Source organism: Tahibacter sp., assembly GCF_035481375.1.
Classification (GTDB): Bacteria; Pseudomonadota; Gammaproteobacteria; order Xanthomonadales; family Rhodanobacteraceae; genus Tahibacter.
In genome coordinates, this window is sequence record NZ_DATIGT010000054.1 from 1 (window position 1) to 22,177 (window position 22,177).

Annotated in this window: 21 protein-coding genes; 7 read left to right on the forward strand and 14 right to left on the reverse strand. The window is 68.4% G+C overall.

Annotation, left to right across the window (positions count from 1 at the left end; all coding sequences use genetic code 11):
* The 7 genes from VLF18_RS03375 to VLF18_RS03405 form a co-directional block, all read left to right on the forward strand.
* On the forward strand, positions 1-560 hold a 560-nt coding region (locus VLF18_RS03375; protein ID WP_325278209.1), incomplete at its 5' end, for a hypothetical protein.
* 99 nt (positions 561-659) lie between these two features.
* Positions 660-1,820, forward strand: coding sequence for a phosphotransferase family protein (locus tag VLF18_RS03380; RefSeq protein WP_325278210.1), 1,161 nt, complete (start codon positions 660-662; stop codon positions 1,818-1,820).
* Positions 1,817-2,869 (forward strand): T3SS effector HopA1 family protein, encoded by a 1,053-nt coding sequence (locus tag VLF18_RS03385; RefSeq protein WP_325278211.1) that lies wholly within the window; start codon positions 1,817-1,819, stop codon positions 2,867-2,869. The genes VLF18_RS03380 and VLF18_RS03385 overlap by 4 nt, the downstream gene beginning before the upstream one ends.
* Entirely contained in the window at positions 2,866-4,203 is a 1,338-nt protein-coding gene (locus VLF18_RS03390; RefSeq protein WP_325278212.1) for a lanthionine synthetase LanC family protein, read from the forward strand. The genes VLF18_RS03385 and VLF18_RS03390 overlap by 4 nt, the downstream gene beginning before the upstream one ends.
* Positions 4,204-4,216: 13 nt before the next feature.
* Positions 4,217-5,851, forward strand: coding sequence for a S8 family serine peptidase (locus VLF18_RS03395; RefSeq protein WP_325278213.1), 1,635 nt, complete (start codon positions 4,217-4,219; stop codon positions 5,849-5,851).
* A 180-nt stretch (positions 5,852-6,031) separates the two neighbouring features.
* Positions 6,032-6,256 (forward strand): hypothetical protein, encoded by a 225-nt coding sequence (locus tag VLF18_RS03400; protein WP_325278214.1) that lies wholly within the window; start codon positions 6,032-6,034, stop codon positions 6,254-6,256.
* A 410-nt stretch (positions 6,257-6,666) separates the two neighbouring features.
* The gene (locus VLF18_RS03405) at positions 6,667-7,623 is read left to right on the forward strand and encodes a hypothetical protein (protein WP_325278215.1); all 957 of its coding nucleotides are present in this window, start codon (positions 6,667-6,669) and stop codon (positions 7,621-7,623) included.
* A 211-nt stretch (positions 7,624-7,834) separates the two neighbouring features.
* On the opposite strand, the gene VLF18_RS03410 is transcribed toward VLF18_RS03405, so the two are convergent.
* The 14 genes from VLF18_RS03410 to VLF18_RS03475 all read right to left on the reverse strand — a co-directional run.
* Positions 7,835-9,040: a glycosyltransferase family 4 protein gene (locus VLF18_RS03410; RefSeq protein WP_325278216.1), complete on the reverse strand. Its 1,206-nt coding sequence runs from the start codon at positions 9,038-9,040 to the stop codon at positions 7,835-7,837.
* On the reverse strand, positions 9,037-9,825 hold the full coding sequence (locus VLF18_RS03415; RefSeq protein WP_325278217.1) for an acyltransferase: 789 nt from the start codon (positions 9,823-9,825) through the stop codon (positions 9,037-9,039). Before VLF18_RS03415 ends, VLF18_RS03410 begins: the two co-directional genes overlap by 4 nt.
* A gap of 100 nt (positions 9,826-9,925) precedes the next feature.
* Positions 9,926-10,786: a carbohydrate deacetylase gene (locus VLF18_RS03420; protein WP_325278218.1), complete on the reverse strand. Its 861-nt coding sequence runs from the start codon at positions 10,784-10,786 to the stop codon at positions 9,926-9,928.
* On the reverse strand, positions 10,783-11,958 hold the full coding sequence (locus VLF18_RS03425) for a hypothetical protein (RefSeq protein WP_325278219.1): 1,176 nt from the start codon (positions 11,956-11,958) through the stop codon (positions 10,783-10,785). Before VLF18_RS03425 ends, VLF18_RS03420 begins: the two co-directional genes overlap by 4 nt.
* Positions 11,959-12,539: 581 nt before the next feature.
* Positions 12,540-13,862 (reverse strand): hypothetical protein, encoded by a 1,323-nt coding sequence (locus VLF18_RS03430; RefSeq protein ID WP_325278220.1) that lies wholly within the window; start codon positions 13,860-13,862, stop codon positions 12,540-12,542.
* Positions 13,862-15,061, reverse strand: a complete 1,200-nt coding sequence (locus tag VLF18_RS03435; RefSeq protein ID WP_325278221.1) for a glycosyltransferase — start codon at positions 15,059-15,061, stop codon at positions 13,862-13,864. The genes VLF18_RS03430 and VLF18_RS03435 overlap by 1 nt, the downstream gene beginning before the upstream one ends.
* Positions 15,045-16,133, reverse strand: coding sequence for a glycosyltransferase (locus tag VLF18_RS03440; RefSeq protein ID WP_325278222.1), 1,089 nt, complete (start codon positions 16,131-16,133; stop codon positions 15,045-15,047). Before VLF18_RS03440 ends, VLF18_RS03435 begins: the two co-directional genes overlap by 17 nt.
* Entirely contained in the window at positions 16,130-17,218 is a 1,089-nt protein-coding gene (locus tag VLF18_RS03445; RefSeq protein WP_325278223.1) for a glycosyltransferase family 4 protein, read from the reverse strand. The genes VLF18_RS03440 and VLF18_RS03445 overlap by 4 nt, the downstream gene beginning before the upstream one ends.
* The gene (locus VLF18_RS03450) at positions 17,206-18,114 is read right to left on the reverse strand and encodes an FkbM family methyltransferase (protein WP_325278224.1); all 909 of its coding nucleotides are present in this window, start codon (positions 18,112-18,114) and stop codon (positions 17,206-17,208) included. Before VLF18_RS03450 ends, VLF18_RS03445 begins: the two co-directional genes overlap by 13 nt.
* Complete coding sequence (locus tag VLF18_RS03455; RefSeq protein ID WP_325278225.1) at positions 18,111-19,058, reverse strand: glycosyltransferase family 2 protein; 948 nt, start codon at positions 19,056-19,058, stop codon at positions 18,111-18,113. Before VLF18_RS03455 ends, VLF18_RS03450 begins: the two co-directional genes overlap by 4 nt.
* A complete protein-coding gene (locus tag VLF18_RS03460; RefSeq protein ID WP_325278226.1) occupies positions 19,055-20,530 on the reverse strand; it encodes an oligosaccharide flippase family protein in 1,476 nt (491 codons plus the stop codon). Before VLF18_RS03460 ends, VLF18_RS03455 begins: the two co-directional genes overlap by 4 nt.
* Positions 20,527-21,132 (reverse strand): acyltransferase, encoded by a 606-nt coding sequence (locus VLF18_RS03465; protein ID WP_325278227.1) that lies wholly within the window; start codon positions 21,130-21,132, stop codon positions 20,527-20,529. The genes VLF18_RS03460 and VLF18_RS03465 overlap by 4 nt, the downstream gene beginning before the upstream one ends.
* Position 21,133: 1 nt before the next feature.
* Positions 21,134-21,586 carry an FdtA/QdtA family cupin domain-containing protein gene (locus VLF18_RS03470; protein ID WP_325278228.1) on the reverse strand — a complete coding sequence of 151 codons (453 nt, stop codon included), beginning with the start codon at positions 21,584-21,586 and terminating at the stop codon, positions 21,134-21,136.
* 3 nt (positions 21,587-21,589) lie between these two features.
* The coding region (locus VLF18_RS03475; RefSeq protein WP_325278229.1) for an O-antigen ligase family protein at positions 21,590-22,177 on the reverse strand (588 nt) is incomplete at its 5' end.

The window sequence follows — 22,177 nt, forward strand, 5'->3', positions numbered from 1 at the left end:
TGTGCACGCCGGTCTGCGGTGCGCAGGCACAGGCGCAGCAGGCCTCGCCGCAGGCGACGTTCACGCCGGTCGGCTGCAACATCACGCTTGCCACGCTGTGCACGCCGGTCTGCGGTGCGCAGGCGGCCGCGGCGCCGCAGGGCGCTTCGCCACAGGCGACGTTCACGCCGGTGAACTGCAACATCACCGTGTTCTCGGTCTGCACGCCGATCTGCGGCGCCGCCGCCGCGCAACAGGGCGGCGGCGTCGCGCCGCAGGCGAGCTTCACGCCGATCTGTCCGCAGCCGCAGACCTTCGGCATCTACTGTCCGCCGCCGACGCTGTCGGGCGTGCATTGCCCGGGCCCGATCACGCAGAGCCCCGCCACGATCTGCGGACAGCTCACGCATCCGCCGATCTGCCTGCAGACGCCGACCACGATCGTCACGACGACGCATCCGGTCACGCTGGCCTGCAACACCATCGGTCCTAACCAGGGCGTCAGCGCCCAGGCCACGTTCGGTCCGATCCAGTGCAACGTCACCGTGTTCTCGATCTGCACGCCGATCTGCGGCGGTTGATGTACGCCCCGCGGCCGCGGCCCCCGGGCCGCGGCCGCACCTCTTTCCGACGGCCGGCCGGCGTTCCACGCTGCGCCGGCCTCACTACGGCGAGGCAGCATGTTCCTGACCGCGACGAACCTGTACTACTACTTGCGCGACGTCGGCCTGGCGGCGGCCGACGACATCGTCGATGACGCGTTCCGCGTCCGCGAACTCGGCCGCCGCAACCGCAATTTCCACGTGATCCGCGCGCCGGGACACTCGCTGTTCGTCAAGCAGGTGCCGGCGGTCATCGCCGAAACCACGCTGTCGTTCGCGCGCGAGGCCGCCTGCGCACAGCTCGCGCTGCAGGAGCCGTCGTGCGCGAGCCTGCGCGCGATCATGCCGGCGCTGCGCCGCTACGACGACCGGCGTCAGGTGCTGGTGTTCGAGGCGATCGACGACGGCGCCAGTCTCAACGAATGGATCGCGCGGCATGGCGAAGTCGGCGAGGCCGTCACCGACGCGCTCGCCGCGACGCTGGCCGCCGTGCATCTCGAAACGCGCGTGGGCGGCACCGTCGCGTCGTTCCCGAACGTGCTCACCGGCGAGGCGCCGTGGATCTTCATCATCGGCGAGCAGGCCGAGACGGTGATGCCGAACATGTCCGGCGGCGTGCGCGAGGTCGTCGCCCAGTTGCGCGCGACGCCCGAGCTGCTCCACGGGCTCGGTCAGCTCGGCCGGCAGTGGCCGCAGCGCTGCCTGACCCACGGCGACATGAAATTCGACAACATCATGGTCGTCGAGCGCGGCGAGGAGCGCGCGCTGCGCCTGATCGACTGGGAACTGGGCAATCTCGGCGATCCGCTCTGGGACGTCGCGGGCGCTATTTGTGCCTATTTCCAGTTGTGGCTTCTGCGCCAGCCGGTGCAGGCGCTGCAGGGCGCGACCGAGCCCGGTGCGCGCCACGACGTACAGCGCGACACGCGGCGCTTCTGGGCGGTCTACCGCGGCGCCGTCGGCAGTCTCGGCGACGACGCCGAGTCGCTGCGCCTGGGTTATCTCTGCGGCGCGCGGCTCGCCTTGCTCGCGTTCGAGCTGCTGGCCAACGCGCCGGCGATGTCGCCGCACGCGCAGGCCGCGCTGCACTGCGCGCGCTACTGTTTCGCCGACACGCGCGCGGCGCTGCGCGATCTGTTCGGACTGCACGGCACCGCGGTCGACGCCGCACCGCTGCACTGGCCGCGGCGCGACCGCGCGCCGTGGACACTGGCGCCGAGCGCGCGGGTGGCCGCATGAGCGCGCCGCTGTCCGTCCCCGCGTTCGACACGCTGCTGCCGCTGCTCGCGCGCGTCGCGATCGTCTCGCCGACGCGGCTGCGTTTCGGCGGCGATCAGGAACTCGACATCGACGCGATCACGCCGATGACGACACCGACGGTCGCAACGCCGGCGCCTGCCGACGCCGCGTCGCGGCTCGTCGATGCGCTGTCGACGCTGATCTATTTCTGCGCCTATACGCGGCCCTATCGCGATGAGGCCGTCGATCTCGACGAACTCCGCCAGGGCGTCGTCGCCGATGCCGCATTCCTCGACCGGCTGTCCGCGGCGAATCCGACACAGGACCGCTGGGAGGCCGGCTGGAAAGTGTTCCGCGTCGAGCCGACCGGCGCCGTGCACATCATCAAGGGCGACGTCGCGACGGTCGCCCAGCCGGGCCAATACGCGTACCTGCCGGGCGCCGGCCGCACGCCGCAGGCCGGCGCGCTCGTCGATTTCAGCATCGCTCGGCAGTCGCTGCAGCATCAGCCCGGCACCTACTACGCGTTCGGCGACGCGGTCGCCGGCGACTACGACACGGCGCGCCTGTCGCGGTTCTATTTCAACGTGCCTTCGTCGCAGGTCGACGCGCTGCTGCGCCGCGTCGGCCGCGAACTCAATCGCTACCGCGTGCCGTACCGCTTCAAGTGCCCGGTCGATCCGCAGCGCTTCGATCGCAGCGACAGCGCGGTGCTGTACGTCGCGCGCCGGCATGTACCGGCCGTGCTGCGACTGCTCGACGCGCTGGCTGCGGAGCTCGCGCCGCTGCTGCGCACGGACGCCCCGCTGTTCACGCGCGCGCTGCTGCCCGGCGTCGGTGCGGCCGACGAACCCGGCGACGGCCAGAGCTTTGGCCAGTCGCGTGCACGGCTGCTGGCCCAGGCGCTCGCCGACGCGAACGGTGTCGACGCGCGGCGCGCCGCGTTCGCCGCGCGGCTGCGCCAGCACGGACTCGACCCGTTCCGTCCGCATCTCGCGCCGGGACTCCATGACATCTACACCCTGCCTTCGGAGGAAGCCGCCGCATGAACGCTCGACTCGCCGCGGCGCCCGCCGCCGCACCACCGCTGCCGGCGCCCGGCAGCCGCTATCTCGATGTCGCCGACGCGATCGGCTGCCGGCTCGTGCGCGACGCGATCTGGTCGGGCAATAGTTGTAATTGGCAGATATGGACAAAGGAACCGATCGGCGGCGCGTTCCACGCGGTCTATCGCGCGGGGCCGGCCGACGTCTATCTCGGCAGCGCCGGCATCGCGCTGTTCCTCGCCCAGCTCGTGCGCTGCACCGGCGACGCGCAGCAGCGCCACGCGCTGCACGGCGCCGTGCAGCAGGTGCGCCGGCGGCTGGCGCAGCGCAAGCGCGAGACGTTCGGCTTCTACAACGGCAGTTCCGGCGCCGCATGGACGCTCGCCGCGGTCGGCGCGCTGGAACAGCGCCCCGACTGGATCGCCGAAGGACTCGACGTACTGCGCAGACTGCCCGACGAGGCGGCGCTCGCCGATCAGCACGATCTGATCAGCGGCAAGGCCGGACTGGCGATCGCGCTGCTCGGCGCCGGCGAGCGCTTCGGCGACGAGGAACTGATCGCGCTCGGCGCGCGCGTCGCCGGCGCGCTCGCAGCCGAAGCCCAGACCGGCCAGGGCGGCTCCGCGTGGCCGAATCCGGAGCGCTCCGGGCCGCCGCTGCTCGGACTCTCGCACGGCGTCTCGGGCATGGCGCTCGCGCTGCTCGAGGCCGACCGCCTGCGCCCCGACCGGCGCTGCCGCGACACGGCGATGGCGGCGCTGCGCTACGAGCGCCGCGCGTACGACACCACGCAGCGCAACTGGCCCGACTATCGGCCGTTGCCGGGTGTCCCGAATGCGGCGCCGCGCTTTCCGGTCGCCTGGTGTCACGGCTCCACCGGCATCGGCATGGCGCGACTGCGACTGCTCGAGCTGCTGCCCGACGACGACCAGGCGCTGGGTGAGATCGACGTCGCGGTCGCCAATGCCGTGCAGTCGCTCAACGTACCGATGCAGCCGCTCGTCACCGACTTCACGTTGTGCCACGGCGCGACCGGCAACAACGATCTGCTGCTGTCGGTCGCCGCGCGTTTCGGCCGCACCGATGCGCTGGCTGCGGCGCAGCGCGTCGGCGATGTCATGCGCGAACTCGTGCATGCGAACCAGCTGCCCTGGGGCTGCGGCGTTCCCGACTGCGGCGACAGCGTGTCGCTGCTGACCGGCAGCGCCGGCATCGGCCTGCATTTCCTGCGCCTGCACGACTGCGCCGCCGTGCCGAGCCCGTTGTACCCGTGCCTGCCTCGTGACGCGCTGCCGGCTGCGCCGGCGTCGCGACCTGCCTCATCACTTCCCCATTGACGGAGTCGCCGCTATGGCCAGGAAATCCGGCAAGACCACGAAGAAAACCGCCTCCACGTCGCGCCGCGCGTCGGCGCCGCCGCCGGCCGCCGACGTCGCGGCCGACGGGCCGACGCCGCCGCCCGTGCAGCGTTTCGTCATCTCCAACCTGATGTCGCTGCAGCCGCCGGGACTCGCTCGCAGCGAGGCGACCGAGCGCTTCACGCTGCGCCTCAACAAGGTGCTGCTCGACACGGTCGACGTGCTCAGCACGCGGTCCCGGCGCGCACGCGAGGACGGCGACGGCGCGCGCCACGTCGTCGTCATCGAGGCCGATCCCGACGAGATCGCGGCGAAGGCGCAGGAACTGACTGCCGACACGGTCATCGAACCCGTGCTGCCGCGCGTGCCGGCGGTGGCCTATTCCGCGCTGATGCAGACCAACGCGCCGAACGCGGCGCAGGGACCGGGCATCGGGGCGACGCTGAATCTGCGCATTGCGGGGCCTGACGATGCGGCAGTCGCCGGCGCGAGCGTCATCGTGCGCTTCAATGCGATCTCGAATCCGAACCTCGCGATTTCCGCAGGCGGTATCTCCAAGGCCAACGGCAGCGTCGCGATCGTGTTCGACGCGATGCAGTGGCGGCCGGCCATGGCCGTGGTCGAGCCGCACGGACGCTACTGGACGTCGGTGCACACCCATCCGCAGTCGGGCCAGACGCTCGTGCTCCGGCCGCTGCCGGCCGGCAACGCGCTGGGCTGGTGGCATCTGGTGTCGGGACTTACGGGCAACGATGCGGATGCGGGGCGCGGCATCAAAGTGGGTGTCCTCGATACCGGTGTCGGGCCGCATCCGGCGCTCGCGCACGCGGTGCCGATCGGCGCATTCGTCAACGGCGGATTCCTGCCGGGGGCGAGCCAGGGCCGGGACATCCAGACTCACGGCACGCACGTCAGCGGCATCGTCGGCGCGCGTCCCGTCAACGACGGCGACTTCGCCGGCATCGCGCCCGGCAGCGACCTGTTCGTCGCACGCGTGTTCGGCGCCGACGGCAGCGGCAATCAGGGCGACATCGCGAACGCGATCGACGTGCTGTCGCAGGACTACGGTGCGGACATCCTCAACATGAGCCTGATCGGCGCAGCGTCGGCGATCGAACACGACGCCGTCATCGTCGCCGCCCAGCGCGGCACCATCTGCGTCTGCGCGAGCGGCAACCAGAGCGGCTCGCCGGTCGGCTATCCCGCTGCCTATCCGGAATGTGTCGCAGTCTCGGCGCTCGGCCTCATCAACACCGCGCCGCCGGACACCATGCCCGCGTACAACGTGCCGAGCCAGCCTGATCGCTACGGCATCGGCGGACTGTTCCTCGCGTCATTCAGCAACATCGGTCCGCAACTCCTGAGTGCGTCACCCGGCAACGGCGTGATCTCGACGATTCCGGCGACCAGCACCGAAGCCGCGCCTTACGCCGACATGTCCGGGACATCCATGGCGTCGCCGATGACGGCGGCCGTGCTCGCGCGACTGCTCGCCGCCGACAGGACCTATGCGCAGCTGCCGCGGACCGCGGCACGCACTGCCTATGCGCGCCAGTTGCTCGCGCTGCGCGCGATGTCGATAGGCCTCAACCCGCTGTACCAGGGACGCGGGCTCGCACGAGTCTGAAAGCCGGCCGCGCCGCGCACCCGGTTGCAGCGGCGCGCGGTCGGCGACGGGCGCCGGCGGCGGCACGCGGGCAGGCAGAGCCCGCCGCCGCCGGCGAACGCGCATGCCGCCGCTGGCCGCAGCGCTCAGCGCGACGCATACTCGATACGGTGCGGGCGCTCCGTGCGCCGCGAGGACGTCATGAGCACGACACTCCGTCTCGTCATCGCGCTACGGCGCGACCAGCACGCCCGCGGCGACCGGCTCGACCGGGAGCTGCGTGCCATTCCCGGGGTAACCGTGCTGGGTGCGTTTCGCGGTCGTGTCCAGGCGACTGCCGACGAAGCTGCGCTGGCCGAGATCCGGCGGCGAGTCGGGGACATTGCCGAGGTTGAGGTGGAGGAGAGGCGGGGGCTGCCGGACTAAAGACGAGGACTAAAGACGAGGACATCCAAGAACGACGGAAAGACGAGGACATCCAAGAACCAGAAAAACGAGCAGATAACGAGAGAAAAACGAGGACGTCGAGAGAAAGAACAAAAAGACGGGATCCAAAACAGGCGCAGCTCAAACGTCGAAAGTCGATCGAGGATGTGCGTGAACCAGGCAGTCGGCCGAGGACATCCACGGGCAGTCGGCCGAGGACATCCACGAACCAGGTAGTCCGGTCGGAATCCGGACGCCTGCGGCTCGTCGTTCTCGCATGCGCGGCGTGGCGCGCCCAGATCGCTGAATGCGCGGTCCGACACCGCCCGAGAGTCTCCTTCAGAATCTTCCGATAGTGATGCGCGAAAACGGCCGATTCACGCGCATCGCACTTCGCTCATGCTGGTCGCATGGCATCCGCACGCTCACTCTTGGTTCCGCCGAATTCAGAAGGCTGGTATCACTGCATCCAGCGCTGCGTCAGGCGTTCGTTTCTCTGCGGAGAAGACAGCTACACCGGCTTTTCATTCGAGCACCGGAAATCCTGGATCGAGGATCGTCTTCGCGTGCTCGGCGACTGTTTCGCCATTTCGATCCATGCCTATGCAGTGATGAGCAATCACTTGCACATCGTCCTTCAGGTCGTCCCCGATGTCGTTGCCGCGTGGAGCGACGAGGAGGTTGCGGCGCGCTGGGTGCGGATTTATCCGCCAGCTCGGGGCGACGCCGCTGCAGTCGAACTGAAGCGTCAGCAGCTTGCAGCAGATCCTGGGCGTATCGAGGTGATTCGGTCCCGTCTCGGCAATTTGTCCTGGTTCATGCGCTGCCTGGCTGAACCTATCGCTCGGCGGGCCAATCGCGAGGATGGATGCACGGGACGATTCTGGGAGGGGCGCTACAAGTGCCAAGTGCTTTGCAACGAGCGTGCGGTTCTCGCTGCGATGACCTACGTCGACCTGAATCCAGTCCGCTCGGGAACGGCTGAGGGGCTCGATACGTCGAAACATGCCGGTGTACGTGCGCGAATCGAAAAGGCGCGCAAACATCCTGAAACACTCGCTGCACTCCTGAGACCGATCATCGGAATTCAGCGATCGACGCTCTCGATAAGCACTGCCGATTATTTAGCAATTCTCGATTGGACCGGTCGCGCAGCTGCCGTCGGCAAGCGCGGCACGATCGCCAGCGACGCGCCAGCCGCACTCTCGATGGTCGACGGTGATCCGGAACGATGGGCTCTACGCGTTCGAGGCTTCGGTAGCGCATGGGCTCGTGTCGTAGGCTCTGCCCGGGACTTGAGGGACGCGGCTGAGCGGATCGGACAGAGATGGCTCAAAGGCGTTCGGTTCGCATTGCAGCTGGACTGATGCGCGCACTTGGTATGGCTCGTACGCAAATATCCGTAATCACGTCCGCGCAGCTGAGTTGAAGTAGTTGTCCCGAGCGGATTTCGTTCGATCGTGAATAGCGACGTATGCCCTCGTTCGTTGCTTTTGATCCGCCGCATCGCTGGATGTCCCGTTTTGAACGCTTGAGTTCCGTTTCAGCGTGAGTTCCGTTTCAGCGTGACTCGATTTTTCAAAATGATGGATGTCCCGTTGCAGCTTCATGCGTCCCGGCTTCCGCTTCTGCCTGCGACGGCGCAAGAGGAAAATCGGGCACCAGTTCCCGATACACGTCGAGTGTCCGCGCATTGACGATACGTACGTCGTAAGTGGCGAGCACGTTGGCGCGCGCGGCATCGCCGAGGCGGCGCAGCAGCGAGCGGTCGTCGTCAAGGCGGGCGATCGCCGTCGCCAGCGCGGCGGCGTTGCGCGCCGGAACGAGCAACCCGTCGATACCGTCATGGACGACATCGCGGCAGCCGGGTACATCGGTGGTCACCAGTGCCAGTGCACTGGCAGCGGCTTCGATCAGGGATTTCGGCAGGCCCTCGCGATAGCTCGGAAGTACGGCTACATCCGCCTGCTCAAACACTGCAGCCATGTCATCGACGTGTCCCAACCATTCGACAAGTCCCTGGTCGAGCCATCGTTCAACGGCGGCGATATCCACTGACGCGGGATTGCCGGGATCGGGCGCCCCGGCGAGCAAGAAGCGGATCCGCCGATTCTGCGCGCGCAGCTGACGTGCGGCTTCAATGTATTCCGCAATACCTTTGTCCCAAAGCAAGCGCGCCGCCAGAACCACGCAGAGTGGCCTTGCGGATACGTTGACGTCGTGCGGCAATGGTACGAAGCGCTTCACGTCCACGCCTGAACTGGGAATCAGTCGGATGTCTTCTCTCCGAGCAAGGCGCGCGCGCACGAACAGGTTCACATCGTCGGCGTTCTGCAGCACGAGACGTCGGTGGCGCCCGACGAGCGCATGACGGAGCAGTAGCCTGACGAAGGGGCGCAACACGCTTGCGCGAGCGTCGCGGCTCGTGAACACATAACCCATGCCGGTGATGGCACCGACGCACGCAGGTACGCCGCTCCAGCGCGCAGCGATGGATGCGTAGACAGCGCACTTGATCGTAAAGCCGTGCACGATGTCGGGTCGCTCACGACGAAACAACCGAAGCAGCCATAGCAGTAGCCGGATTTCGCGCAACGGTCCAAGACTGCGCCGATGCAGCGGCGCGGGAATCCAGCGCAGGCCGAGCGCTTGCAGGCGTTCGCCATACTGGCCGGGCGGCGCTACCAGTAAGACGTCGACGCCGTGACGACGCAGTGCAACGGCCAGTGCCTGGCGAAAGTTGTATAAGTACCAATCGGTATTCGCGAACAGGATGACTTTCATGAGTACTTCCCATCCGCTGTCGATAAGTCGCGCAACGGGCGTGCGGGTACACCACCGACCAGCGTGTTCGGTGCTACGTTGCGGTTGACGACGGCGCCGGCTGCGACGACTGAACCGCGGCCGATGGTTACGCCCTGCAGAATCACGGCATTGGCGCCGATCCAGACTTCATCCTCGACGACTATCGCTGCGGACGTACGGCCGCGTCCCTTGCCCGGTTCGTAGACGAGTCCGTGACCCATGGTCTCGAAGGCAACGCGAGGACCGATCTGGACCCGGTCGCCGATGCGTACGCCGTCATAGACGACGGTGAATGCGGTATCGACGTTGAGAAACGTGTCGGCGCCGATGGTGATGCAGCGGCAACCGCCGTAGGGCCGCACGCTGACCGGGCCATAGATCGTGCTGCCTTTGCCGACGCGCAGACCGGCGAGCCGGTACAGCACAGCGCGGTAACGGTCGAATATCCACAGTCTCGGCAAGTTGTTCGCAAGTACGAGGAACACGGCTTCGCGCAGCGACCAGTGCTTCAGCGACGAAATTCGGCCTTCGTGGGTGTCCCGATGCATCAGGTGAGCTCCCCCGGCAACGACCACTGCGATCGGGAACGGTTTGGATTTTCGTGCCAATTCGTCATGACGATGAATGTCCTGGTGCGTAGCTTTCGGAACTGCCTGCTGGTCAGGGATGAACCGCTTCGGATCGATGTCGACGCTCCTGGCGTGTGCCGACCGATGCGGAACATTCCGAGTGTTCCTGTTCGCCGCCTTTCCGTTCTTCTTCATTCTTGGATGTCCTGCTTTGAAGCAATGGATGTCCCGATTTAATCGCGCCGACTTGATCGCGATTGAAGTGACTTCGTGGGCGTCCGAGTTCAAAGTGACTTCATGGATGTCCCAATTCAAAAGCCTCCGCATACGTACACAGCCGAAACCCATGTTCTGCCATCAGCGGCACGAGCGCCCCGCGGCTCAGCAGCTCCCATTCGGCGACGGCAACATCACCGATACGCGTGAGTCCGTCGACGTCGTCGGCGTCGCGGACCAGATGGACCATGAGCTCCAGCGGATCGCCTTGTGTATTGGCGAAGAGCTCGCCGTAGTGCTGCGGTTCGAGCCGCGAAGGCAGGTGGCCGAAGTCGAACACACTCGCAAACGCGCGGTTGCTCCGCACGCGACCCTTCCAGCGCTGCGCATTTCGCCAATTCAGGAGCGCCAGCACGCTGCTGCGCAGGCGGCGGCCGAGTCGCGGCCGCGCACCAGGCAGGCGCAGCGTATGCGGCTGGCGCAGCGGTAGGCCGAGCGCGGCGCACTCCTGCGCGAGCGTATCGAACACTGGAGGGAACGCGTGCACGTGTTGATGGCTGTCCAGATGTGTCGGCGCGAGACCTAGCGCAACGAACGCGGCAAGCTGGGCCTTGAGTTCGGTGTGCAGCTCGCTTCTGACGAGCCGGCCGCGCAGCGCACGTTTTGCGATTTCGTCGCGGCTCGGAAAGCGGCCGTCGGCGCCGAGCAGCGACGGCACGGCGTCAGCCGGTGCGCTCGGTGCGCCGAGCGTCAGGTTGAAGTGCAGCCCGATGCCAAGACGCGGATGAGCACGAGCCAGATCCGCCGCTTCCCGTGCGGCGGCGCCGTTCACGAGGAGCGTCGCACTGGACAGGCATCCCGCGCGGAATGCGTCGATGACGGCGGCATTGACGCCGGCGGTAATGCCGAAGTCGTCGGCATTGACAATGAGGCGCCTCATCCGCGCCGGTCCAGGAACTTGCGCAGGAACAGCAGCGGCTCGACGAGCGCCGGCAGCGGATCGCGCCGGTCATAGACGGCCCAGGTGTGCTCGCCGGCGGCGCGGTTCACGTGGGGCTGCGGCGGCGGCAACACAAAATCATCCGGCGGATCGCGGTAGAAGCGCGCGGCAGCAAGATCCTTCGCGAGATATCGCCAGACCACTCCGTCGGTCTGCGCGCGTTCAGGCTGCGGCGGATAGCCACGCATGTCGTTCGCCCAGGCTGTCGCGATCCGTTTGCCTGCGGCATGGCTCAGGCCGAACCACAAGGTCGGGCGCGGATTGATCTCGATGATTTTCAGCATGCCGTCGCGTGGATCGCGCTTGAACTCGGTACCGCAGATGCCGTGGAATCCGATCGCGCGCAGGAAGCTCTGCGACCGCTCCTGTGTCTCGGCGCAATGCTCGCTGAGTGCGAGCGACGCGGAGCCGAACCCCGGCGGATACTGACGCAGCTTGCGCGCGACGAAGGGTTGCCGCGACTGCCCGGACGCGTCGACGTACGCGCCGAATACGGTGATCGACGATTCCGGCCCCGGGACGATTTCCTGCACGAGCCAGCCGCCGCTGTCGGGTGGAAGCGTGGCGAACAAGGCCTGCAGTTCGTCGCGTGACCGCGCGACGAGCAGCTTGCGCCCGCGCAGGAACGGCCGCGCCTTGTGGACGAGTGCCGGCTTCAGCAGGCACGGATACGGCATGTCGGCGATGACGGCACGAAGCGCTTGCGCGTCCGGAACATGCCAGACACCGGGCGTGGCGACGCCGTGTCGGCGGCAGAGCGCGTGGAAGCGGAGCTTGTCGAGCAGTTCATCGGCGATTCCGCCGTAGCAGCTCGCAAATCGGAACGCCGTCGCCAGCTCCGCGCGATGGCGACCGAGGAATTCGATGTAGTGGTCATTGGTCGGCAGCAGCAGCGTCGGCGCGGTCTGCGCGGCAGCTAGCTCATGCAGGCGCCGCAACAGTTCCGCATCGTCGCGCGGCGTCCAGCAGCGGCGTGCCGCACGCGAGAAACGTGCGCAGCCGGAGGCCTGGTCGGCCCCGATCAGATGCAGGCCGGCCTGCTGCAGTTCGCGCAGCGCATACAGGCCGGTTGGCGAGAGTCCGAGTACCACAGCGTCGATGTGGGTTTGCATGGGTGTCCCGGGAGTGCCCTCAGCGCTTCTGGAATTCCGGATGTCCTGGAAAGTTGCTCAGCGTTCGCGCGCCATGGTTCATGGATGGTCCTCGGAATGGCACTCGGGACGTTCGGCGCGTCGTTGAATCCATGGGTGTCCTAATATCTTTTATGGGTGTCGTAATATTTTTTGCGTCCATCGACCTTCATGGGTGTCCTGAAGATTCTCTGACGACCGAAATTCCTCGACTCGGAAATTTCTGGTGCGCCAAGCTCATGGGAGTGGATTTCTGTCCTGGACTCTCTGCGATACCGGAGGTTCATGCGTGTCCGGAAACGCCTTGTCCGGAAACGCTTCCCGAAATTTCCCCGAGTTTTTTCGAAGCTGGGAGGGCGGAGCTGTCCTGGAACGCCCCTTGAAACGCCCTTGAAACACGTTCCTGAAATACCGAGCTGTCTGGTTCCTCGAAACTCATGGGTGTCCCCGAAAACTTATCGAACGTTTTTTGGTGTCCTCTAAAGCTTCGTCTAAAGTTTCGAACTGTTTTTCTGGGTGTCCTCGAAGGTTTTTCTCGAAGGTTTTGAAGGTTTTAGCTGCACTCAAAATTTCATCCGCCGCAGCAGCCCGTAGATAGGGCCGCGGCCGTGCACGAACACGCCGTAGACCATGAACGTCAGCAGGAACGGCAGTGCCTGCATGCGCCAGCGGAACATCGCGCCCATGTTGGTCGCGGCCGAGCCGTAGACGATGAGCAGGCCGAACGCGAACACGGCGACCGGCAGCGACTGCTGGCGAGCGTGGTGCCAGCTCGCGCGCAGGCCGCGCACGAGGCTCGGCAGCAGGCACAGGATCACGAGGATTTCCGGCAGGGCCATGAGCTGGCGTGCGCTGCCGATCTGGGTCAGGTCGATCGACACGAAGAAGAAATAGACGGCGGCGAGCGCGGCGCGTGCGGTCGATGCGACATCCTGGCCCCAGACCGCGGTTTCCGGTGCGGCGAAGAATGCGCCGCTGCCGTGGCTGATCGCGATGCGCGACTGATTGATGTATTCGAGGTCGAAATAGTGAGATTGCCGGATGTAGTCCGCGCCGAGCACGCCGAAGCCGGCGAACCACGTCGCCGTGCCCAGGAGCACGACGACGCCCGACAGGGTCAGCAGCAGCGGCACGGTGCGGCGGCCTTCGACCGGGAAATACGACGCGGCAATCAGGAACAGGCAGACGAAGAACAGGTATTCGCGGATGCCGAGCAGCGCCAGCAGCGACAGCGTCATCGCGATCAGCGGCGCGGGGCCGAAGCCGTCGCGAAGGCGCACGACGGCGAGCGCGAGCAGGCTGATGCTGAAGATGGACAGCGGATCCTTCAGCATCAGGCACGACCAGTAGACGAAGGACGGAAAGAACGCGACGAGCAGGGCGACGACGCGCGCGATCGTGTCGACGCGATAGACCGCGAGCACGAGCCGGAACACGACGAGCGGCGCGAGCGCGCCGAGCGCGATGTTGACGAGCTGGATGTAGACCGGGTTCGGTCCGAACAGGTAGTAGACGAGGCCGGTGAACTGGAACCAGCCGTTGTCGATCCAGTTCGGCGCATTGAAGAAGCCGTCGCGCATCTGTTCGGCGATGGCCATGCCCTCGCGGTGATAGCGCAGCGAATCCGGGCTCAGGTTCAGCTGGCGGATCGCGTCGGTCAGGCCGATGACGAGGACACCCACCGCTCGCACGAGGAAGCCGCCGACGAACAGACGCAGCAGAAAGCGCTGCGCCGACGGCCCGGGATACGCGTCGGACGTCGGCAGCAGCGCTTCGGGCGGCGCCGTGCGGCGCGGTCCGCGGTCGCGCCGCGCCAGCATCCACGCCATCGCGACGCAGCCCAGCATCAGGACGACTACGCTGATTTCGAGCGCGGATTCGAACATCAGGGCGCCGTTCCGAGAATGCGACGGTACGCGAGCGCATAGCGCTCGCTGCCGCGGGCCAGCGAGAAATGCCGCTCGGCGAGCGCGCGGCAGCGCGTCTTGAGCTGCGGATCGCGCCACAGCGCGGCGAGCTGTTCGAAGCTGCGCGCACGCGCGGCGTCGCCGAAGTCGTCGACGAGGCAGCCCGCGGCGCCGTCGGCGAGCAGCGTGTCGAGATCGCCGATGTCGCGGTTGCTGACGACCGGCACGCCGCAGGCGAGGTACTCGCCGACCTTGGTCGGGCAGCTCGCGAATTTCGCGAGGTGCGGACGGATGAACGACAGCGCCGCATCGAACTGGCGGATCTCGGCCGGCACGCGCGCCGGCGGCAGCGCAAGCAGGCGCACGCGCTCGGCCGGTATGCGGTGGCGCGCGAGCGCCGCCTGCAGCGGCGCCGGTTCGCTGCGCGTGACGAGATGCAGACGTGCCGCGGGAAACGCGACGAGCGCCGCGGCGAACCACGCGAAGATCTCCTCGGGCAGGTATTCCTCGCTGAGCGAGCCGACATAGCCGAACACCGGCGCCGCGCCCGTGGTATCCGCTGCATCGGGCACGAAGCGGTCGAGGTCGACGCAGGTCGGTATCGTCGCCGACGGCGGCGGTTCGCCGCGCCAGGCGCCCCAGCTGTCGAGCGTGCGCAGCCCGCGCTCGCTCAGCGAGACGATGTAGTCGCTGTCGCGCAGCACCTGCGTTTCGAGTCGCTTGGCGATGCGGTAGACCGCGCCGTTCTCGCGCAGCCGCCCGCGATAGACCTTCTCGTCGATCCAGAAGCCGCGCAGGTCGTTAAGATACGGCACGCCGTGGCGGCGCTTGAAGCGCTGCGCGATCAGCGCCGGCAGGAAACTGCGCGCGTGCACGAGGCTGAAACCCTGTTGCCGATGCAACTGCCGCACGCGCGAGAGGCCGCGCGCGACGTCGAGCAGCGAGGTCAGCGGACCGAAGCCGGACACGCTGCGCAGCCAGTGCCAGCGGATGCCCTCGTCGGCGAGCCGGCGGCGCAGCGCATCGGCGTCGGCCGGCGGGCGGCGCTCGAAGGTCAGCAGTGTGAAACGAAAGCCGTAGCCGGCGAGCTTGCGCAGATAGGCGAGCACCTGCGACTCGACCAGCGGCTCGGCGATGCCGTTGTAGGACACGTAGAGCACGTCAGGCGCGGCTGCCACGGGCGGCCACCTCGCGCAGGATGTCGACGAACTGCGGACCGATGCGCGTCAGCGCATAGCGGCGTTCGACCTCGGCGCGCGCCGCGGCCGCAATGCGTTCGCGCAGATCGGCGTTCTCGATCAGGCGGCCGAGCGCGGCTTCCCATTCGCCGGGGTCGCGCACGAGCACGCCGGTCTCGCCGTCGCGGATCAGCTCGAGATTGAAGCCGATGCCGGTGCAGACCGCGGGCACGCCGGCGGCCATGTAGGTGCGCGCCTTGCCACCGGACTTGCCGCGCGACCAGTCTTCCAGCGGCAGCGGCATGAGGCCGATGTCGAACGCATGCAGGTCGTCGACTTCGCTCGCATAGCGCCAGGGCCGGTGCTCGACCGGGATCCGGGCGTCGGTGAATGCGCCGCCGCCGACGACACGCAGGCGCAGCTGCGGATAGCGTCGGCACAGCGCGCGCAGCGGCTCGCGGATCAGGTCGAGGTATTTCTCGGTGCTCGGCGAACCGAGCCAGCCCAGCGTCACGGTCGCGCCGTTGCGGTGCGGCGCGCGGCGCGCGTAGCGGTCGAGGTCTTCGGCCACGTGGAAGGTGCGCGCGGCGCCGCCGTGTTCGATCGCGCGGTCGCGCAGCCAGTCGTTGCCGGCGAGCACGCAGTCGACGAGGCCGAAGATCTGCTGCGTGCGCGCTCCGCTTTTGAACGTATCCACAAAGGAATTGTGCGTGCTGGGTTTCACGATGAACAGCGCGTCGTCGTAGTCGAAGATCGTCGGGATGCGCCGGCGCCGGAACGCGCGTTCCATCAGCGGCGGCCCGAGCGGCAGGCATTCGCGCTGCAGGTAGATCAGGTCGTAGCGCCCGCAGCGCGCGAGTTCGGCGAGCCGGCGCAGGACCGCGAATGCCGCGTGAGCGGCCTTGCGCAGGCGCCGTCCCGGGCGGTTCACGAGCGCATACATGGCCTCGCTCATGAACGGCTGCACGCGATAGCCGATGCCGGCGGCGTCGAGATAGGGCAGGTACTGGTAGACGCGATAGCGGCTGCTCGCGCCGTCGGCCGGGTACTTGGTCAGGAACAGCACGTTCATGCGCCGCTCCGCGGCCGGGCGACGCTCGCGAGCAGCTCGGCCAGGCGTTCGGCGCTGCGGCGCGGGTCGTGCTGTTCGCGCGCGAAGCGCCGCGCGCGCTCGCCCATCGCGGCGCGATGCGGTTCGTCGGCGATCAGCCGGCGCAGTTCGCGCTCCAGCCCGGCGAGACTGCCGGGTACGTCGCCGAGCGCCTCGCGCCGGATGATGCCGCCGGGGTCGAAGCGCAGCGACAGCGTCGGCGTGCCCTGCTGCCAGGCCTGGATGAAGTTGTTGCCGAAGCCTTCGGGATCGCAGGTGTGCACGAGCGCCTGCGCGCCGGCGAGGATGCCGTTGACCTCGGCCGGCGTGCGCGGTCCGAGATAGTGGAACTGTTCCGGCGTGCGCGCGGGATCGGCGATCCATGCGTAGCGCGGGCTGACGATGCTGCCGACGAGCAGGAAATCGAGATCGAGATCGGCGCAGCGCCGCGCGAGTTCGACGTAGTCGCCGGGATTCTTGTAGTCCTTGATCTGGGCGACCCAGGCGACGTAGCGGCGCGGCCACGCGAACGGCACCGCGGCCGCGTCCATCGCATCGGGAATGTGCACGCGCTGCGCGACCGGCAGCCGCGCGGTGTAGTGCGCGTTGAGGCTGACGGCCGCGCAGACCCAGCGGAATCCGCCCCAGTTCCAGCGGCTGCGCAGACGCTGCCACGCGACCGAGGCGAGACGCCGCGGCGTCCACGCCGCGTGCTTGCGGTGATAGCTCCAGGCCTGCACGTCCTGCAGGCTCGACGCGGCGAACACCAGCGGCACGCCGGCGTCGCGCAGCGCGCGCGCGGTCGCGCGCAGCGCGACTTTGTTGTGGCGCAGATAGACGACGTCGGGACGCGCGCGCCGCAGCAGCTCGCGCAACGACGCCGCATCGCCGGGCGTCCAGGCAGTCAGCGCGTAGGGCGTCGCGGGCAGCGGCGCGGCGACGCCGTGCGCTGCGCCGTAGTGCACCTCGTGGCCGAGCGCGCCGAGTTCGCGCGCGAGCAGGTCGCACTGGATCTCGATGCCGCCGAGCGCGCGGCCCAGGTGCTGGGCCAGGATCAGGATGCGCATGGCTGCACCGCGGCGATCACGAGGCTGTGGCTGCGCTCGGGCAGGCGTTGCACTTCGCACAGGCGCAGGCGCAGCCCTTCGCGAGCGCGATGCAGCAGCTTGCGCAGCGGGTTGCCGCGCGGCGCCGTGTTCGTCTCGATCACATGGAAATGGCGATAGCCGCAGTCGCGCAGCAGCGCGAGGATCGCGTCGCCGCCGGTGTCGCCGCGGCTCGTGTGCGATTCGAACAGCAATAGCGGCTGCTGCGCCGCGAGCGTGGCGGCGAGGCCGCGCAGCGCGGCGTACTCGTGGCCTTCGATGTCGAGCTTGATCAGCCGCAGCGGCAGTCCGGCGAGGCGCTGCGCATCGAACAGCGCGTCGCCGCGCAGCACCGGCACCGGAAAGCTGCGGCTCGCCGATGCGGCCAGATGCGCGCTGACGCCCGAGCGGCCGAGATTGCCGTGCTGGTTCGCGTGAAACGTGAGTTCGCCGTCGCGGTCGCTGAGGCCGAGCGCGAACACCTCGACGTTGTCGACGCGATTCATCAGCAGATTCGCCTGCAGCAGGTGCGTGCAGATCGGATTGGGTTCGACCGCGAACACGCGCGCGAAGCGCGAGGCGAGCCACAGCGTGTGATTGCCGATGTTCGCGCCGACGTCGATGGCGATGCCTTCGCGCAAGCGCGCCGCCTGCGCGGCGAGGAAGGTGTCGAAGATCGCATGCAGCAGCACGTCCTCGTACCAGCCGTGGGCGAGGATCTGCGCGCCGATGTCGTCGTCGGGGAAGCAGGCGATGCGCGGCGCGGCCGCCGGACTGCGCTGCGCGGCGAGGCGGCGCACGCCGCGGCTGCGCGACAGGCGGCCGAGATAGTCGAGGAACGAGAGCCGGTGTTCGGCGACGACGGCATCGCGGTTCATGACGCGGCTCCGGCCGCGCCGCGGCGGCGGCGCACGAGACTGCCGGCGAGCGGCGCGGGCAGCAGGCTCAGGACGAGTCCGGCCAGCACGCGCGGGTCGAGCAGCAGGCGCGGGCGCAGGCCGATCGCGCGCCGCAGCGCACGGCGGCCGTCGCGCGCTTGCCCGCAGAGCACGACGAGTTCGAGTCCTTTGAGTCGATGCAGCCGGGCGAGCCGCGTGCGGCGCAGCGCGCGGACCTCGGGCGGCAGCGCGGGTTCGTCGAAGAACGCCTCCCAGTAGCGTTGGTTCTCGCGATACATCAGCGGCACGTTCTTGCCGGTGTTCGCCGGGTGGTCGCGCATGACGGCGACGATGTCCTCGACATAGTCGAAGCGGAAATGCAGCGCGAGCTTCAGATAGATCGCTTCGCCCTCGGCGCGATAGGACTCGTCGAAGCGCACGCGCTCGAAGCAGGCGCGCCGGAACAGCGGCGTGACCGGATAGACGAAGTTGCCGATCGCGACGAGATCGCGCAGCACGTCGCCGCGGCGCAGCGGCAGCGAAACCGGTTCGGTCGTGTCACTGTGTTCGTAGTAGCGCGCGCCGCGGCCGTAGACGACGCCGGTCGACTCGTCGCAGTCGCGGAACTTGTCGACCTGCAGCCGCGTCTTGTCAGGCAGGTACCAGTCGTCCGACGGCAGGAAGCAGACGAACTCGCCGCGGCACAGGTCGAGCGCCTGGTTCACGACATGGCTCTGGCCGCGGTTCTCCGGATTCAGCACGGCGCGGAAGCCGTGGCGCTGCGCGAGGCCGGCGATCACGGCCGCGCTGTCGTCGCGCGAGCCGTCGTCGATGACGATGAGCTCGATCGGCGCATAGGTCTGCGCGAGCACGCTGTCGATCGCACGCCCTATGTAGCGCGCGTGGTTGTAGGACGGAATGATGACGCTGACGAGCGGATTCATGACGGGCGCATCCGCAGGCGCCGGAACAGTCCGGCCGCGAGTTCGCGGAAATGCAGATCCGACCAGCTCAGCGCGAGCCAGGCTGCGGCGATCGCGACGCCGGCGGCGACGCGCAGCGCGAGATCGCGCGAGAGCAGTGCCGCGACCGCCGCGGCGGCAACGAGCAGGGCGCCGCGCAGCAGCGCGAAGGCCGCGGTACGGCCGATGCGATAGCCGAACGCGCGGCGCACGACGTACAGCGTGACGACGAACTGCAGGGCCTGCGAAAGCAGATAGGCCAGCGCGGCGCCGGCGAGCTGCAGCCGCGGCAGCAGCAGCGCGGCGAGCGCCAGATAGCTGGCGGCCCAGGCGAAATACACGCCGCAATAGGCGCCCAGGCGCCGCCGCGCGAGCAGCGACAGTCCCAGCGTTTCCGACACGATGCGCAGCAGGTCGCCGGGCAGCAGCAGCACCAGTAACGCCGCCGCCGGCACGAAGGCCGCGCTGAACAGCAGGTGCATCAGCCATTCGCCGGCCAGCACGATCGCGGCGATGACCGGCGCGATGAAATACAGGTAGACCGTCAGCGATTCGTCGATGCAGTTGCCGAGCCGGCGGTCGTCGCCGTCGCAGGCCGCGAGCGTCGGGAAGTAGTAGCTGCCGGCCGAGGCGTAGATCGCGCCGAGATACACGGCCGCGACTTTCCACGCGGTCGAATACAGGCCGGCCGCATCGAGTCCCTGGGCCGCGATGATCCAGCGCGACACGATCAGCACGACGAGACTGCCGGTCGTGACGAGCAGCAGCCCGCTGAGTCCGAAGCCGAGGTTGTGCCGCACTTCGCGCCAGTCGAAGCGTGCCGGCGCGAGCGCGAGCGTGTTCGCGCCGTAGTGCCTGCGTGCCGCGCCGAACAGCAGCGCGAACTTGACCGCGTGCAGCAGCGACAGCGACAGCACGGCGCCGGGCAGGCCGTAGCGCCAGACCAGCAGCGCGAAGGCGGCGAAGCCGATGAGATCGGAGGTCACCTGCGCGCGCACGAGCGCGCGCGCCTGGCGCGCGGCACTCAGCAGGCAGCGATAGACCTGCGCGCAGACCGCGAACGGAATGCCCCAGGCGACCAGCAGCACGAGCACGCGGCGCTCGCCGCCGTCGTGGAACAGTCCGTCCGACAGCGCCGCGGCGAATGCGGTCGCGGCGAGTGCAAGTACCAGCGATACCGCGGCGGCCACGGCCAGCGACGACGTCACCTGGCGCAGGATCGCGGCTTCGTCGCCGGCCTCGCGTGCGGCGGCGACGCGCTTGACCATGCCGCTGCCCATGCCGAGTCCGGCGACGCTGCTGAACAGGCTCCAGGTCGTGCCGAGCTGATTGAGCACGCCGACGCCGGCGGTGCCGAGCACGAGTGCGGCCAGCTTGCCCTTGAGCACCTGCAGCAGCGTGCCCGCGGCCGAGCCGACGCCGAATGCGGCGATCGCGCGCGCGAAGGCCTTCATCCGGGACGCATCCGCAGCAGCCGCGCCGGCGCGCCGGCGACGATCGCGAATTCGGGCACGTCGCGCGTGACCACGCTGTTGGCCGCGACGATCGCGCCGCGGCCGATGTGCACGCCGCGCAGCACGACTGCGTTCATGCCGATCCAGACGTCGTCGCCGATGACGACCGGCGCGGTGCGGCAGCCCTGGTCCCGGATCGGCCGTTCGCGCGTGTCGAAGCGATGATCGATGTCGAGCACGCTGACGCGCGGCGCGAACAGGCAGTTCTCGCCGATGCGCACGCTGTCGAACGCGCTGATCTGGCAGCCGTCGTTGATGGTCGTGCCGGATCCGATCCGCAGTTCGCCGTTGCCGGCGATCACGACGCCGCGGCGCAGCATCACGCGGTCGCCCAGGCGGATGCGCGCATCGCCGAGCACGCGCACGCCGGCTTCGATGCCGCCGCGCCGGCCGGCCTGTTCGAACTGCCAGCGCCGCGCGAGGTAGCGCAGCTTCGGAATCAGGCGCAGGCCGCGGCGCAGCGCACGGCGCAGCGCGAGCAGCACTGCGGCGACCGCGGAGGATCGCGACGGCGCGGCGGCTTCGTCGGCGTCGGCGCTCATGTCAGCCCGCGTCGCGCTGGAAGACCGCGTAGTCGCGGTAGTAGTCGGCCTCGTCGTAGCGGTGCGAGGCGAGCACCATGCAGACCGAACCCGAGGAGAAGTTGCTGAGCTCGCGCCAGATCATCGGACAGACCAGCAGGCCGTAGTACGAGCGGTTCAGATGCACCTGGCGCCGGCTGCGGCCGTCGTCGAGCAGCACGTCGAAACTGCCCGACATCGCGATGATGAGCTGCTGCAGCGCGCGGTGCGCATGGCCGCCGCGCTCGGCGCCGCCGGGCACGTCGTAGAGGTAATACACGCGCGCGATGTCAAACGGCACGTGCACCTGGCCCTCGACGAAGGTCAGGTTGCCGCGCGGGTCGGCGATCTTCGGCAACTCGATCACGCGGCAGTCCTCGAGCGAGTAGCGCGGCGACGCGGCGGGTGCGGCGACGGGCGAAAGCGGCGATCGCATGGTTCAGCGGCTCCTCCGTGGCGCAAGTACGCAGGCGGCGAGCGCCGCGGCGGCCAGGGCCGGCAGCGGCGTGCGCAGCGGATAGTCGACGAGGCTCTGGAGCAGCACGGCGCCGAGGCCGAGCGCGCAGGCCCAGCGCGTGCCGTCGCCGGCGTCGCGCAGCAGGGTTTTCGCGACGACGATACAACAGAACAGATATACGAAAATACCGGCGAGACCGAGTTCGAACAGCAGCTGCACCGGCTCGCTGTGCGCCTGGTTGACGTAGACGCGGTCGAGCGTCGCGACCGTGTCGAAGGTCGCGAAGGCGCTCGCGAACGTGCCGGGTCCGCTGCCCAGCGGAACGAACGTCGCCGCGGCCGCGACCGCGCGCCGCAGCAGTTCCGCGCGGCCGTCGGCGAGATTGAGCTCGAACCCCTGCAGCAGCCGCGGTCCGGCCGCGGGAAGAATCAGGACGGCCGCGACCGCGAGTACTGCGACGGCGACGATCAGTGTGCGTGCGGACTGGCGCCGCAGGCACCAGAGTCCGAGCGCGACGGCCTGCAGCACGAGCAGGCAGGCGCCGGCGCGCGAACGCGTCGCGAGCAGCGC